General features: G+C 71.5%; 12 protein-coding genes. 2 read left to right on the forward strand and 10 right to left on the reverse strand.

Annotated features, from left to right (window positions below):
* Window positions 1-138: 138 nt before the first annotated feature.
* Genes B140_RS0107180 through rho form a run of 6 tightly spaced genes read right to left on the reverse strand, consistent with a single transcriptional unit; the run spans window position 139 to window position 6153 of the window.
* On the reverse strand, window positions 139-555 hold the full coding sequence (locus B140_RS0107180; RefSeq protein WP_018118680.1) for a Cg1360 family ATP-synthase-associated protein: 417 nt from the start codon (window positions 553-555) through the stop codon (window positions 139-141).
* A gap of 20 nt (window positions 556-575) precedes the next feature.
* Complete coding sequence (locus tag B140_RS0107185; protein ID WP_018118681.1) at window positions 576-1751, reverse strand: MraY family glycosyltransferase; 1176 nt, start codon at window positions 1749-1751, stop codon at window positions 576-578.
* The gene (locus B140_RS0107190; protein WP_040426210.1) at window positions 1752-2426 is read right to left on the reverse strand and encodes an L-threonylcarbamoyladenylate synthase; all 675 of its coding nucleotides are present in this window, start codon (window positions 2424-2426) and stop codon (window positions 1752-1754) included.
* A gap of 34 nt (window positions 2427-2460) precedes the next feature.
* On the reverse strand, window positions 2461-3291 hold the full coding sequence (gene prmC / locus B140_RS0107195) for a peptide chain release factor N(5)-glutamine methyltransferase (protein ID WP_018118683.1): 831 nt from the start codon (window positions 3289-3291) through the stop codon (window positions 2461-2463).
* The gene (gene prfA, locus B140_RS0107200) at window positions 3288-4361 is read right to left on the reverse strand and encodes a peptide chain release factor 1 (protein ID WP_018118684.1); all 1074 of its coding nucleotides are present in this window, start codon (window positions 4359-4361) and stop codon (window positions 3288-3290) included. Before prfA ends, prmC begins: the two co-directional genes overlap by 4 nt.
* Before the next feature lies 1 nt (window position 4362).
* Entirely contained in the window at window positions 4363-6153 is a 1791-nt protein-coding gene (gene rho / locus B140_RS0107205; protein ID WP_425304662.1) for a transcription termination factor Rho, read from the reverse strand.
* Window positions 6154-6565: 412 nt separating this feature from the next.
* Between rho and B140_RS0107210 the strand changes: the two genes are divergently transcribed.
* Both B140_RS0107210 and B140_RS14550 read left to right on the forward strand, forming a co-directional pair.
* Window positions 6566-8239 (forward strand): long-chain fatty-acid--CoA ligase, encoded by a 1674-nt coding sequence (locus B140_RS0107210; protein ID WP_018118686.1) that lies wholly within the window; start codon window positions 6566-6568, stop codon window positions 8237-8239.
* Window positions 8240-8299: 60 nt separating this feature from the next.
* Complete coding sequence (locus B140_RS14550) at window positions 8300-8977, forward strand: helix-turn-helix transcriptional regulator (RefSeq protein WP_051069269.1); 678 nt, start codon at window positions 8300-8302, stop codon at window positions 8975-8977.
* A gap of 8 nt (window positions 8978-8985) precedes the next feature.
* On the opposite strand, the gene thrB is transcribed toward B140_RS14550, so the two are convergent.
* The 4 genes from thrB to lysA form a co-directional block, all read right to left on the reverse strand.
* Entirely contained in the window at window positions 8986-9915 is a 930-nt protein-coding gene (gene thrB / locus B140_RS0107220) for a homoserine kinase (RefSeq protein ID WP_018118688.1), read from the reverse strand.
* A 55-nt stretch (window positions 9916-9970) separates the two neighbouring features.
* Complete coding sequence (locus tag B140_RS0107225) at window positions 9971-11305, reverse strand: homoserine dehydrogenase (RefSeq protein ID WP_018118689.1); 1335 nt, start codon at window positions 11303-11305, stop codon at window positions 9971-9973.
* A gap of 195 nt (window positions 11306-11500) precedes the next feature.
* Window positions 11501-12022 (reverse strand): DUF1707 SHOCT-like domain-containing protein, encoded by a 522-nt coding sequence (locus tag B140_RS0107230; RefSeq protein WP_018118690.1) that lies wholly within the window; start codon window positions 12020-12022, stop codon window positions 11501-11503.
* A gap of 13 nt (window positions 12023-12035) precedes the next feature.
* Window positions 12036-13406: a diaminopimelate decarboxylase gene (lysA, locus tag B140_RS0107235; RefSeq protein ID WP_018118691.1), complete on the reverse strand. Its 1371-nt coding sequence runs from the start codon at window positions 13404-13406 to the stop codon at window positions 12036-12038.
* Between the last annotated feature and the right edge of the window lie 111 nt (window positions 13407-13517).

The following is a 13517-nucleotide window of genomic DNA, read 5'->3' on the forward strand; positions in this document are numbered from 1 at the left end:
GTCCTACCGCAGCCCTACCGCCGCCCTGCCGACTCCCCCGCCCCCAGTTCGGCCTGGCGCCCACGCCGCACACGCCAGCCCCCCGGTGCCGCGCCCCGGCGAAGGTCCGCCCCGATTCCCCCGGGCGCCGAGGTCCCGTTAGGACTCCACGTAGGTGACCCGCGAGGTAATCACGCCCCAGGTCTCGCTGGCCAGCACCACCACGAGCACCAGCACCACGGTGACCAGCAGCGCCCAGCGGTCGTAGAAGTCCAGCCCGGAGATGCCCCACATCACCAGCAGCACCACCACCAGCTTGAGCAGCCACCCGCCGAGCACCACCGCCCCGGTGGTCTGCGGCGAGGTGCGGGCGGTCAGCAGCACGCTGGCCGCCGTCATCAGGACGAATCCCCCGCCCACGGCGGCCCCCACCAGCACGCCCCAGATCCCCGGGAGGCCCGCCACCGCGCCCCACAGCGCCAGGGAGACCACGGTGATCACCAGCAGGGCCAGGCTCCCCAGCCGCAGGGCCCGCAGCAGGGGGCGGCGGGGATCGTCAAAGTTTTCTTCTCGCACATCACTCACGGGGCACGAGTCTACCCACCGCGCGTGAGCCCTCCCGCGCCGCCGCCCCGGCGGGCGCGGCGCCCCCACCGCAGGGGCACGGCGGTGCAGGCGGCGGCGATCAGGAGGGCCACCACCGTGCCCGCCAGCGCCGCCGCGGGCGGCACCACGGAGAAGGACACCGCGCCGAAGGCGACCACGGAGACCCACAGGTACAGCACCAGGACCGTGCGCCGGTGCGTGTGCCCGAGGGAGAGCAGCCGGTGGTGCAGGTGGAGGCGGTCCGCGGAGAAGGGCGAGCGCCCCTTGGACAGGCGGCGCACCACCGCCATGACCAGGTCCAGCACGGGCACGAACACCGCCGCGAGCACCACGATCAGCGGGCTCATCAGGGCCACCACGTCCACCGCGCCGTAGAGGGACATGTTGATCTTGCCGGAGGCCGAGGTCGAGGCCGCCGCCAGGAGCAGGCCGATGAGCATGGAGCCGGAGTCCCCCATGAAGATGCGGGAGGGCTCGAAGTTGTGCGGCAGGAAGCCCGCGCAGATGCCCACCAGCCCCGCCGCGATGATGGCGGGCGGGTAGGCGGACACCGCCCCGCCCTGGTCGTGGAGCACGGTCAGGGAGAACAGCAGGATGGCCCCGCCCGCGATCATCCCCAGCCCGGCGGCCAGGCCGTCGAGCCCGTCCACGAAGTTCACGGCGTTGACCAGCAGCACCGTGAGGAAAACGGTCAAGACCGTGGACTGGACCTGATCGAGCACCACGGTGGTTCCCTCCCCCACCGGGAGGTAGAGCAGCGTCCAGGACAGCCCCAAAAGGCTCATCACCACGGCGCCGAGGAGCTGGCCGACGAGCTTGGTCAGCGCGTCCAGCTCGTAGAGGTCGTCCACGATGCCCACCATGACGATCACCGCCCCGGCCCACACCACCGCGTTCATCTCCGGGGTCACCGGCATGAAGCCCCGGGTGAGCGCGGGGAGCTGGTTGGCCACCAGCACCGCGGACAAAAAGCCGGTGAACATCGCCACCCCGCCCAGGCTGGGGGTGGGCTGCGCGTGGACGTCCCGGGCGCGGACCTCGGCCACCCGCCCCGAGCGCAGCACCAGGTAGCGCACGGCGCCGGTGCTCAGGAAGGAGACGGCCGCCGCCACCAGGACCACCAGGCCCAGCTCGCGCAGCGGCATGCCCTCCGCGCCGACCCCCATCTAGGCCGCTCCCTCGGGGTCGCGCCCGCGCACCTCGTCCGGGTCCAGCCCCAGCACTTCCGCGATCCGCTCGGCGCCGATCGCCCCCTCGCGCAGGATGCGCGGCGCGGCCCCGGTGAGGTCCACGATGGTGGAGGGCTCGCCCACCGTGGCCCGCCCCGCGTCGAGGTAGGTATCCACCGCCTCCCCGAGCTGGCGCTGCGCCTCGCCCGCCGTGGTGGGCGGCTGGTGCCCGTGGAGGTTCGCGGAGGAGACCGCCATCGGCCCGACCTCGCGCAGCAGTTGCAGCGCCACCGGGTGATTGGGCATGCGCACCATGACGGTGCCGTTGGTGTCCCCGAGGTTCCAGGGCAGCGAGGGGGCCTGCGGCACCACGAGGGAGAGCCCGCCGGGCCAGAACGCCTCCACCAGGGTGCGCAGGGTGTCCGTCATCGAGGCCACCAGGCCCGCCGTGGTGTCCCAAGAGCCCACCAGCACCGGCACCGGGTGGTCCGGGCCCCGGCGCTTGGCCGCCAGCAGGGCCGCCACGGCGTCGTTGTTGAAGGCGTCCGCCCCGATGCCGTAGAGGGTGTCCGTGGGCAGCACCACGAGCCTGCCCTCCCGCGCGCTCCGGGCCGCTGCGGCGATCACGCTCGAGCGCGTGCGGGCGTCCATGCAACTAACGACGGCCCCCATGAGGCTGCCCCCTTCCGGTTGTGGCGGTGTGGAATCAGTAGCTCAGCTTACTCGCTATCACGAAGCGCTCCCTACCCGAGAGGTCGCGCAGCGGGCTGGGCGCCCCGAGCAGGGGGCACCGCTGCACCCGCCGCGCCACCGCCCGCGCCGTGGCGTCGTCGTGCTCGATGCCCAGGAAGCCCCCGGGGCGCAGCAGGGCCGCGGCGGGGTCTATGAGGCGGTCGATCACGCTCATGCCGTCCGCCCCGGCAAAGACCGCCTCGTGCGGGTCGTGGTACACCTCCGCCGGGAGGTCCCCGCTCTCCGGGACGTAGGGCGGGTTGCTCACCACCAGGTCCGCCCGCCCCTTAAGGTCGGCCAGCAGGGCGGGATCGGTGGCGTCGCCCAGGCGCAGCTCCACGCCCAGGGGGTCCAGGTTGCGGCGCGCCCACGCGGCCGCCTCCGCGCTGCGCTCCACGGCCACCACCGTGGCGTCGCGGCGCTGGTGCGCCACGTAGGCCGCCAGCGCCCCGGAGCCGGTGCACAGGTCGATCACCAGGGGGTTCTCCACGCCCCGGAGCCGGCGCACCGCCCAGTCCGCCAGCACCTCGGTCTCCGGCCGGGGAATAAACACCCCCGGCCCCACCGCCAGGTCCAGCGGTCCGAAGGCCGCCCGCCCCAGGATGTGCTGCAGCGGCTCCCGCTGCGCCCGGCGGGCGACCAGCTCCGCGTAGCCCTCCGGGGTCTCGCCGCCGCGCAGGGTGACCTCCAGGGGCGAGCAGCCCAGCAGGTGGGCCGCCAGCTCGCGGGCGTCCACCTCGGGGCTGGGCACCCCCGCGCGCGCCAGGGCGTCGCGGGCGCGGGCGATGTCCTCGCGCAGGGTCATTCGGCCTCGAGGCGCTCGGCCCGCTCGGCCGCCTGCAGCGCGGTGAAGAGGTCGTCCAGGTTGCCGTCGAGCACCTGGTCGAGGTTGTTGGCCTTAAACCCGATGCGGTGGTCGGAGATGCGGTTCTCCGGCCAGTTGTAGGTGCGGATGCGCTCGGAGCGGTCCATGGTGCGCACCTGCTTGGCGCGCCCCTCGGCGGCCTGCGCCTCGGCCTCGTCCTCCTTCATCTGCTGCAGGCGCGCGGCCAGCACCTGCATGGCGCGCGCCTTGTTCTGGATCTGGGAGCGCTCCTTCTGGCAGGTCACCACCAGGCCCGTGGGCAGGTGGGTGATGCGCACGGCGGAGTCCGTGGTGTTCACGCCCTGCCCGCCCTTGCCTGAGGAGCGGTACACGTCCACCCGGATGTCCTTGTCGTCGATCTCCACCTGCTCCACCTCGTCGGGCTCGGGGTAGACGAGCACGCCCGCGGCGGAGGTCTGGATGCGCCCCTGGGACTCCGTGACGGGCACGCGCTGCACGCGGTGTACCCCGCCCTCGAACTTAAACACGCTCCACGCGCCGTCGCGCGAGGGGTTCTTCGCCCGGATGGACAAGGTCATGTCCTTGACCCCGCCGAGGTCGGACTCCGCCACGCCCAGCACCTCGTAGGTGAAGTCGTGCTTGTCCGCGTACTTCTCGTACATGCGCACGAGGTCGCCCGCGAACAGCGCGGCCTCCTCGCCGCCCGCGCCGGCCTTGATCTCCATGATGATGTCGTCGGCGTCGTGTGGGTCGCGCGGGGCCAGCAGGTCCGCGAGCTTCTCCTCCAGCTCCACCTCGGCCTCCGCCAGGCGCTCGGCCTCGGCCTGAAACTCGCGGTCCTCGCGGGCCATCTCGCGGGCGTCCTCCAGGTCCGCGCGCACGCCCTCTAAGTCCGTGGCCACCTTGACGATGGGCTGAAGCTGCGTGTAGCGCTTGGAGAGCTTGCGGAACTGCGCCTGATCCCCGATCACCTCGGGGTCGGCCATCTGCGCCTCGATGCCCTGGTACTCGGAGAGCACGTCATCGACGGCTGAAACCTGATCGGCCATGTTAGGAATAGTCCTCCTCATCATCCCGCGCGGCCATCGGCGCAGACGAGGCCACCTGCATGAGGAACTCGCCGTTGTTCTTGGTCTTCTTCAACTGCTTGATGAGCAGGTCGATGGCCTGCTGGTTGTCCAACGCCGCCAGGATACGCCGCAGCTTGTGCACCAGGCGCGCCTCCTCGGGGGCGAGCAGCAGCTCGTCCTTGCGCGTGCCGGAGGGTCCCACGTCCACGGCGGGGAACACCCGGCGCTCGGAGATCTTGCGGTCCAGCTTCAGCTCCGCGTTGCCCGTGCCCTTGAACTCCTCGAAGATCACGGTATCGCCCGCCGAGCCCGTCTCCACCATCGCCGTGGCAATGATCGTCAGGCTGCCGCCGTTTTCGATGTTGCGGGCCGCGCCCAGGAAGCGCTTGGGCGGGTAGAGCGCGTTGGAGTCCACGCCGCCGGAGAGGATGCGCCCCGAGGCCGGGGAGGAGTTGTTGTAGGCGCGCCCCAGGCGGGTGATGGAGTCCAGCAGTACCACCACGTCGCGGCCCTGCTCCACCAGGCGCTTGGCGCGCTCGATGGCCAGCTCCGCCACGGCGGTGTGCTCGCTCGGGGGGCGGTCGAAGGTGGAGGCGATCACCTCGCCGTTGACGGAGCGCTGCATGTCCGTAACCTCCTCCGGGCGCTCGTCCACCAGCACCACCATGAGGTAGCACTCCGGGTTGTTCACGGAGATCGCGTTGGCCACGTTCTGCAGGATCGTGGTCTTGCCCGCCTTGGGCGGGGAGACGATGAGCGCGCGCTGCCCCTTGCCGATGGGCATGATGAGGTCGATCACGCGGGTGGTCAGGATCTTCTGCTCCGTCTCCAGGCGCAGGCGCTGGTTGGGATACAGCGGGGTGAGCTTGGCAAAGTGGGGGCGCTGCCGGGCCTCCTCCACCGCCATGCCGTTGACGGTGTCCACCCGCACGAGGTTGTTGTACTTCTGCTTGTTGCGGCCGTGGCCCCGGGTCTGGGTCTGCCCCTGCTTGACCTGGCCCACGATGGCGTCGCCGCCGCGCAGCCCGCACTTGCGGATGAGCTGGCCGCTGACGTACACGTCCGCGGACGAGGGATGGTAGCCGGTGGTGCGCAGGAAGGCCACGTTGTTGTCCACCATGTCCAGGATGCCCGCCACCTGCTCCAGCTCCTCCGGCAGAAGCTGCTCGCTGTGCTCGCGCCCGCCGTCGTTGCCGTTGTTGCCGTTGTTCCGGCCGCGGCGGTTGTTGCGCCGGTTGTTGCGGCGCTGGCCCCGCCCGCCGCGCTGCTCCCGGGAGTCCCGGTGCTCGCCGTCGGAGTCTCCCCCGCTGCGGTTGTTCTCGCCGCGCCCGTTATCCTCGCGGCGCTCCGCGGAATCCTCCCCGCGGTGCTGCTGGCGCGCCCGGTTCCGGCGGGCGCGCCGCGCCGCCGAGCGGGACTCGTAGTGCCCGTTGTCGGAGCCGTGCTCCTCGCGGTTCTCGGACTGCGCCGAGTGATCCGACCGCTCGGTGCGCTCGGTGCGCTCCTCAGCGGCCGCCTCGTTCCTGGCCCCGGACTCCCCCGCGTCCCGGGTGCGCGCCCGGGCGGCGTCGCCCCCCGCGCTGCCCCCGGCGGCCTGGTCGTTGTGGGAATCCCCCTGTGCGGTGTGGTCCACCAATGCTTCTGACTCCTTGACAGATGTTTTCTCGGGGGCGCTGCGGCGCGCGGCGCGCGACCCCCGTCCTTGGATGGCGTCGATCAGGTCGGATTTGCGCAAACCCGATACCCCCTTGAGCCCCATCTGCGCGGCCATGGCGCGCAGCTCGGGGATACGCAGGGTCGCAAGGTTCTGCTCGGAGCCGCCCCCCTGGGCGGCGTTCTCCGGTGTGGTCACAGATGTCCTTTCATCGCTTGACCGGAAGTGATGTGAGAAGGTCCGGGCAGAAGGCGCCCGTTCTCCGGCGTACCGGAAGCCTTTTTCTGTGTTCTGCAGGCGGAACTCGCCGCCCCGCGCTCGGCGCGGGGCACGGGCTAGACCTGTATGAGGCCTCGCGGGCACAAGAAAAACCGCAAGCCCCGTGGGAAATACACAACCCCCATGCACGCCCTCGCGGCTCCCGCCGCCTCGTGTGCGGGCGGCCTCGGGGGTTGATCCTCGTCCAGTGTAGCCCATCGCCGGGATCGCGCGTACCCGCCGGGGTGCCTGCCGGATTACAGTAGACCACATGCAGTCCACGATGCAGGACATTCCCTTGTCCGTCGCCAGTATCCTCGCCTACGGGGCCTCCGTGCACGGGGATACCCGGGTCACCACCTGGGACGAGGGTCGCGGCACCCCCACCACCTTCGCGGAGGTGGGCGCGCGCGCCGCCGCCCTGGCCCACGCGCTGCACGACGACCTCGGCATCACCGGGGATCAGCGGGTGGGGACGTTCATGGACAACTGCTCCGAGCACCTCGAGGCGATCCTGGCGGTGCCCGCGATGGGGGCCGTGATCACGCCGCTGAACAAGAACCTCATGGTCGGCCAGATCCGGCACATCGTCAACCACGCCGAGGTGGAGGTCATCGTGGCGGACCCGCGCCTGGCCCCTCGGCTGGCGGAGGTCGTGGCGGGCTGCCCCGGCGTGCGCGCGGTGCTGTTTACCGGGCTGGATCCCCTGCCGCACGACCTCCTGCCCGAGTCCGTGGCGGTGCACTCCTACGAGGCGCTTCTCGACGCCCGCCCCACCGCCTACGAGTGGCCCACCCTCGACGAGACCACCGCCGCCGCCCTGTGCTACTCCACCGGCACCACCGGCCCGGCCAAGCCCGTGGCCTACTCCCACCGCTCCATGTACCTCATGGCGATGGAGCTGCGCACCACGGAGTCCTTCGCCCTCACCGAGGGAGAGTCCTTCCTGTGCTGCGTTCCCATCTTCCACGTGCTGAGCTGGGGCGTGCCCTACGCCGCCTTCATGGCGGGCACCCCCCTGATCTTCCCCGGCCCGGACCTCTCCCCCGCCACCCTGGCCGAGCTGATCGCCGCCACCCACCCCCGCGTGGCGCACGGCGTGCCCACCGTGTGGATGCAGCTCATCGTCCACTACCTGCACCACCCGCCGGAGCGGATGTCCCTGGTGGAGATCTACGTGGGCGGCTCCCCCGCCCCGCCCATCCTCATCCGCATGTGGGAGGAGCGCTACGGCGTGGACGTGATCCACGTGTGGGGCATGACGGAGACCTCCACGGTGGGCACCGTGGCCCGTCCCCCCGCCGGGGCGTCCGGGGAGGCGCGCTGGGCCTACCGCATCAGCCAGGGGCGCTTTCCCCCCGCGCTGGAATACCGGGTGGTCAACGACGGCAAGGTGGTCTCCGCCACCGACCGCAACCAGGGCGAGATCCAGGTGCGCGGCAACCTCGTGGCCGCTGGCTACTACGACCCCCGAGGCGAGCAGCCGCCGGAGCAGTTCACCGCGGACGGCTGGCTGCGCACCGGGGACGTGGGCTCGGTGACCTCCGACGGCTACCTCACCATCCACGACCGCGCCCGCGACGTGATCCGCTCCGGCGGGGAGTGGATCTACTCCGCGCTGCTGGAGAACCTGGTGATGGAGGCCCCCGAGGTGGTGGAGGCCGCCGTGATCGGCTACCCGGACAGGAAGTGGGGCGAGCGGCCCCTGGTGGTCACCGTCCTGCACGCCCCCCACGCCCCCACCGAGGAGACGGCGCGCCTGCTGCGCGACCGGCTGCGCTCCGCCCTGCCGCACTGGATGCTGCCGGAGTACTGGACCTTCGTGCGCAGCATCGACAAGACCTCCGTGAACAAGTTTGACAAGAAGGACCTGCGCAAGCACCTCGCCGCCGGGGAGTTTGAGGTCATCGCGCTGCCGGGGCCCGGGAACAGGGCTGAGGGCTAGGCTTTCAGGCCTTATCGCTACAATGACGGACTCGTAGCAGTACCACGGACCAGGAGGACCATGCCCGCGACTCAGGCACCGCAGCGCGCGCCCCGCGCTGTCACCGACCTCTTCCCCGAGAGTCTTGCGCTCAGCCCCAAGCAAAACGCCGTGCTGGGGGTCCTCCGCGAGTTCCCCCACGGGGCCAGCGCCACCCAGCTCTCCGAGCGCCTGGGCATGCACGCCAACACCGTGCGCGGGCACCTCGAGGAGCTGATCGCCCAGCAGGCGGTGAGCCAGCGCGCCGCCCCGGCACAGGGCCGGGGCCGCCCCACCCTCATCTACCAGGCGCGGGTGCCCGATACCCGGGCCGTGGCCGAGGAGTACATCGACCTCATCACCCACCTCACCAAGGTCATCGACGTGGAGCAGGCCAAGGAGGTGGGTCGGCTCTGGGCGCGGTCCAAGGGCACGGGGACGGTGGACGAGCTGATGGAAAAGCTGCGCACGCTGGGCTTTGACCCCCGGCTCCGCGAGGACAGGACCGCCATCGACCTGCGCGCCTGCCCCTTCATCCACAACCAGAACCCGCCGCACCCCTCCGTGTGCGGCCTGCACGAGGGCTTCTTCCAGGAGTACCTCGGCGCCCCCGAGGGCATCCGCTTCCTGCCGCTGCGCAGCAACTGCACCTGCACCATCGTGCTGAGCACCGGCGACGACGCCGCGACCTCCCCCGAGGAGTTCCGCGACCCCGCCTGAGCGGCGGCTCAGGCGGTGCCCACCTCCACGGTGGGGGGCCCGGCCACCTCCAGCTCGTGGACCACCAGCCCGGCCTCGCGGGCCTCCGCCAGGATCGCGGGCTCCACCGGCCCCGTGGAGAGCACCATGACCGTGGGGCCCGCCCCGGAAAGATACGCCGCGTAGCCCCGGTTGCGCAGGCGGTTGACCCACTCCGCCGTGACCGGGAGCACGTCCGCGCGGTAGGGCTGGTGCAGCCTGTCCCTGGTGCCCTCCCACAACAGCTCGGGGTGGCTCTGGAGCGCCACCGTCATCACCGCCGTGCGCGAGACGTTAAAGCGCGCGTCCGTGTGCGTGACGTGGCTGGGCAGCACCCGGCGCACCGCCTGCGTGGAGGCGTGAAAGTCCGGCACCAGCGCGGTAGCGCGGATCTCCGGGTGCACCGGCACGGACACCGCACGGTACGCCGGCTGGCTGCGGCCGTCCACGGGGATCTCCGTCCAGGAGACCACCGCGCTGCCCAGCACCGAGGCGCCCGCGTTGTCCGGATGCCCCTCGAAGGTGGAGGCCAACTGCACCAGGCGCTCCCGGTCCAGGGGGAAGCCCGCCAGGGCGTTGGCGGCCAGCACCCCGGCCACGGCGGCGGCGGCCGAGGAGCCCAGCCCGCGCGACTGCGGGATCGCGTTGGTGCACACCAGGCGCAGGCCGGGGGCCGTGGCCCCCGCCGCCGCCAGGCCAGATTGCAGGGCCTTGACCACCAGGTGCGAGGAGTCGCGCGGCAGGTCCTCCTCCCCCTCGCCGTGGATCTCCACCTCCAGGCCGGCGGGGATGACCTCCGCCTCCACCGTGTCGTAGATGCTCACCGCCATGCCCAGGGTGTCAAAGCCCGGCCCCAGGTTGGCCGTGGACCCGGGCACCCGCACCACTGCGCGGCGGCCCACCTCTAGTTCCACGCTCATGCTGCGCTCCTTACCGCTTGTGTCTTTTCCGGCCGTCCCGCTCGCGTTCGGCCCGTCACTCCGCCAGCCGGATCACCGTGTCCACGCTGAGCACGTCGTCCAGGCGGGACAGCTCCTCCACCGTGGTGCTCAGGTCCTGCTCCGGGGCCGTGTGGGTGAGCAGGATGAGGCGCGCGGCGTCCTCGCGCTCCTCCTGGCGCACCGTGCGCAGGGAGATGCCGCGCTGGGCGCACACCGCCGAGATCTCCGCCAGCACGCCCACGCGGTCGCGCACGTGCATGTCGATGTGATAGCGGGTGGGCACCTCCCCGAAGTCCGCCAGCGGCAGGTGGGCGTAGGTGGACTCGCCCGGCGCACGGCCCCCGTGGACCTTGTTGCGCGCCGCGCCCACCAGGTCGCCCAGCACGGCGGAGGCCGTGGGGTTACCGCCCGCGCCGTTGCCGTAGAACATCAGCCGCCCGGCGGCCTCGGCCTCCACGAACACGGCGTTGTAGGAGCCGCTCACGCTGGCCAGCGGGTGGTCCCGGCGCACCAGCGTGGGGTGCACGCGGGCGGACACGGAGTCCTTGCCCTCCTCGTGGGCGATGCGCTCGCAGATGGCCAGGAGCTTGATGGTGTAGCCCGCGCTCTTGGCGGCCTCGATGTCCTCGGCGGTGACCTTGGTGATGCCCTCGCAGTGCACGTCGGAGGCCGTCACCCGGGTGTGGAAGGCCAGCGAGGCCATGATCGCGGCCTTGGAGGCGGCGTCGTAGCCCTCGACGTCCGCCGTGGGGTCGGCCTCCGCGTAGCCCAGGCGGGTGGCCTCGGCCAGCATCTCGTCATACCCCGCGCCGGTGTTGTCCATCGCGTCCAGGATGAAGTTGGTGGTGCCGTTGACGATGCCGGAGATCCGCTGGATCTGATCGCCCGCCAGCGATCTGCGCAGCATCCCCACCACGGGGATCGCCGCCGCCACGGCGGCCTCGAAGTACAGGTCCACGCCCGCGGCCTCGGCGGCCTCCGCGAGCTCGTCGGCGTGCGCGGCCACCAGCGCCTTGTTGGCGGTGACCACGGACTTGCCCGCGTTCAGCGCGGCCAGGACGAGCTTGCGGGGATAGTCGATGCCGCCGATGACCTCCACCACCACGTCCACGTCCTCGCGGGCGATCAGCTCCATGGCGTCGTCAAAGAGCAGCTCCTCAGGCACGGTGCGGCTGTGCTTGGTGGGGTTGGACACCGCCACCCCGCGCAGGGCCAGCGGGCCGCCGATGCGGTGCGTGAAGGCCTCCGCGTTGGCCTCCATGAGGCGGCGCACCTCGGAGCCGACGGTGCCGTGGCCGAGGATGGCAACGCCCACCTCGCGGCCCTGCGGCGCGTCCGACGTGGCGGTTACCTCGCTGGTGGTGCTCATAGTTCTCCCAGAAATCGTTGCTCGTACCCTTGTGTGTCTTTTCCGCTAACTATAGCGATCTCCCCGGTCAGGACGCAGGCGAGCGCGCCCCGGCGGCGGGCACGCGCCCTCGGGGGCCGCGCCGGTGCAGGCCCCAGCCGCGCGGGGCGGAAAAACGCCCGGGCGGGCGATGAAAATAATTCCCCCGGGGAATACTTAGGCCCCCAACTCCCGACGCCGCCGGGCGGCCATGCGCAGCCGCTCGGACCTTCTCTTCTTTTCGTCCTCCTGTAGCTCGCTGAAGATCTTCTCGTCCTCGTCGCTATAGGAATGCAGCGCCCGCCACACATAGGGAAGAGCAAGGGAGCCAATCACCACCGCCCACAACCATCCCCAGCTCACAAACATCAGGCTCAGTAACGCCGCCGCGGCCACCGTGCCGGCCACGGCATCGATGGACTGTATCTTGTATCCGCGCTTGAGCAGAGAATCTAGCTCGCGCTGACCCCTGCGCTCGGCCTCGGCGGCGGCCTCCTCCGGCGCGAGTTCCGGCAGATCCCCCAGCACGGCGGTCACCTCGCCCCGGGTGCGGGCCGCCGCGGCCTGGCCGGTGCGCTCCTCGAACTCGGCGGCGTCGATGAAGCCGCGCACAAAATACTCGGTCAGGGACTCCAGCGCGGCGCCGCGCTCCCGGTCCCCCACGCGGATCGCGGCGTCGCCTTCGTGCTGCTCGGACACTCGGTTCCCCTTCTCAGTCCTGTTCCAGCGCCAGCAGGTCCTCCACCGTCTCCCGGCGCAGCATCACGCTCGCCTTGCCCGAGGAGACGGAGATGACCGGGGGACGCCCGAAGGCGTTGTACCGGCTGGACATCGCGTAGCAGTAGGCCCCGGTGGCGGGGATGGCGAGGAGGTCGCCCGCGCCGATGTCGTCCGGCAGGGGCGCGGAGTCGATGAGGACGTCCCCGGACTCGCAGTGGGAGCCCACCACGCGGCTGTCCACCGGGGCGCCGTCCACAAAGCGGGACACCACCCGCGCCTCGTAGCGGGCGCCGTAGAGCGCCGGGCGGATGTTATCGGACATGCCGCCGTCCACGGAGAGGTAGCGGCGCAGGCGGTCGTCCTCCACGTGCACGTCCTTGACGGTGCCCACCGTGTACACCGTCACCGTGGAGGGGCCCGCGATGGCGCGCCCCGGCTCCACCGTGACGGTGGGGGCGGGCAGACCCAGCTCCTCGGCGTGGCCGCGCACCTTGGCCAGCAGGTCCGCGGCCACGGCGGCCACGTCCAGGGGGCTCTCCTCGTCTAGGTAGGCGATGCCGTAGCCGCCGCCCAGGTCCAGCGTGGAGAGCTGGCGGGCCAGACCCTCGGGCCCCTCGGGGTGCCCAGGGCCGCACTCGCGCAGCAGCTCCCCCAGCAGGCCCAGCACCCGCTCGGCGGCCAGGGAGAAGCCCTCCGCGTCAAAGACCTGGGAGCCCACGTGGCAGTGCAGCCCCACCAGGCGCAGGTGCGGGCTCTCCAAGGCCAGCCGGGCCGCGCGCAGGGCGGAGCCGGAGGCCAGGGAGAAGCCGAACTTTTGATCCTCGTGCGCCGTGGCGATGAACTCGTGGGTGTGCGCCTCGATCCCGGGCTTGACCCGCACCAGCACCGGCTGGATTACCCCGGCGTCCTCGGCTATACGGGCCAGGCGCTCGATCTCCTGGAAGGAGTCCAGCACCACGTGGCCCACCCCACAGTCCGCGCAGAGCCGCAGGAAGCCCTCGGACTTGTTGTTCCCGTGCGCCGCGATGCGCCCGGCCGGGAACCCCGCGGCCAGGGCTATGCGCAGCTCGTTCTCCGAGGCGACGTCGAGGGAGAGCCCCTCCTCGTCCACCCAGCGGGCCACCGCGCGGGTCAGGAAGGCCTTGGCGGCGTAGTGGACGTTGCCCGGCCCGCCGAAGGCCTCGGCCATGGCGCGGCAGCGCGAGCGGAAGTCCGCCTCGTCGATCACGAAGGCGGGGCTGCCGTATTCCTCCACGATCTCCGGGAGCGGCACCCCGGCGATGGTCACCACCCCGTCCTCCTGGCGGCGGGCGTGGGCGGGCCACACGTGGCTCGGCAGCTCGTTGAACCTATCGGCGTCCATGCGTTCCTTATATGCTCTGCGCTCGGGCGGCCCCGGGCTGCACCCGCGTATTGCCGCGTCCTGTATTCCATCACCTACCGCGCGGTAGGTACACCCGGGCTACGCTACACC

Source organism: Corynebacterium mastitidis DSM 44356 (assembly GCF_000375365.1).
GTDB lineage: Bacteria > Actinomycetota > Actinomycetes > Mycobacteriales > Mycobacteriaceae > Corynebacterium > Corynebacterium mastitidis.

Excerpts from the sequence above, each read along its gene's own strand:
- B140_RS0107185 (WP_018118681.1), bottom strand. The coding sequence starts at position 1,751 with ATGGGGGTCGGCGCGGAGGGCATGCCGCTGCGCGAGCTGGGCCTGGTG.
- B140_RS0107190 (WP_040426210.1), bottom strand. The coding sequence starts at position 2,426 with ATGGGGGCCGTCGTTAGTTGCATGGACGCCCGCACGCGCTCGAGCGTG.
- prmC (WP_018118683.1), bottom strand. The coding sequence starts at position 3,291 with ATGACCCTGCGCGAGGACATCGCCCGCGCCCGCGACGCCCTGGCGCGC.
- prfA (WP_018118684.1), bottom strand. The coding sequence starts at position 4,361 with ATGGCCGATCAGGTTTCAGCCGTCGATGACGTGCTCTCCGAGTACCAG.
- rho (WP_425304662.1), bottom strand. The coding sequence starts at position 6,153 with ATGGCCGCGCAGATGGGGCTCAAGGGGGTATCGGGTTTGCGCAAATCC.
- B140_RS0107210 (WP_018118686.1), top strand. The coding sequence starts at position 6,566 with ATGCAGTCCACGATGCAGGACATTCCCTTGTCCGTCGCCAGTATCCTC.
- B140_RS14550 (WP_051069269.1), top strand. The coding sequence starts at position 8,300 with ATGCCCGCGACTCAGGCACCGCAGCGCGCGCCCCGCGCTGTCACCGAC.
- thrB (WP_018118688.1), bottom strand. The coding sequence starts at position 9,915 with ATGAGCGTGGAACTAGAGGTGGGCCGCCGCGCAGTGGTGCGGGTGCCC.
- B140_RS0107225 (WP_018118689.1), bottom strand. The coding sequence starts at position 11,305 with ATGAGCACCACCAGCGAGGTAACCGCCACGTCGGACGCGCCGCAGGGC.
- lysA (WP_018118691.1), bottom strand. The coding sequence starts at position 13,406 with ATGGACGCCGATAGGTTCAACGAGCTGCCGAGCCACGTGTGGCCCGCC.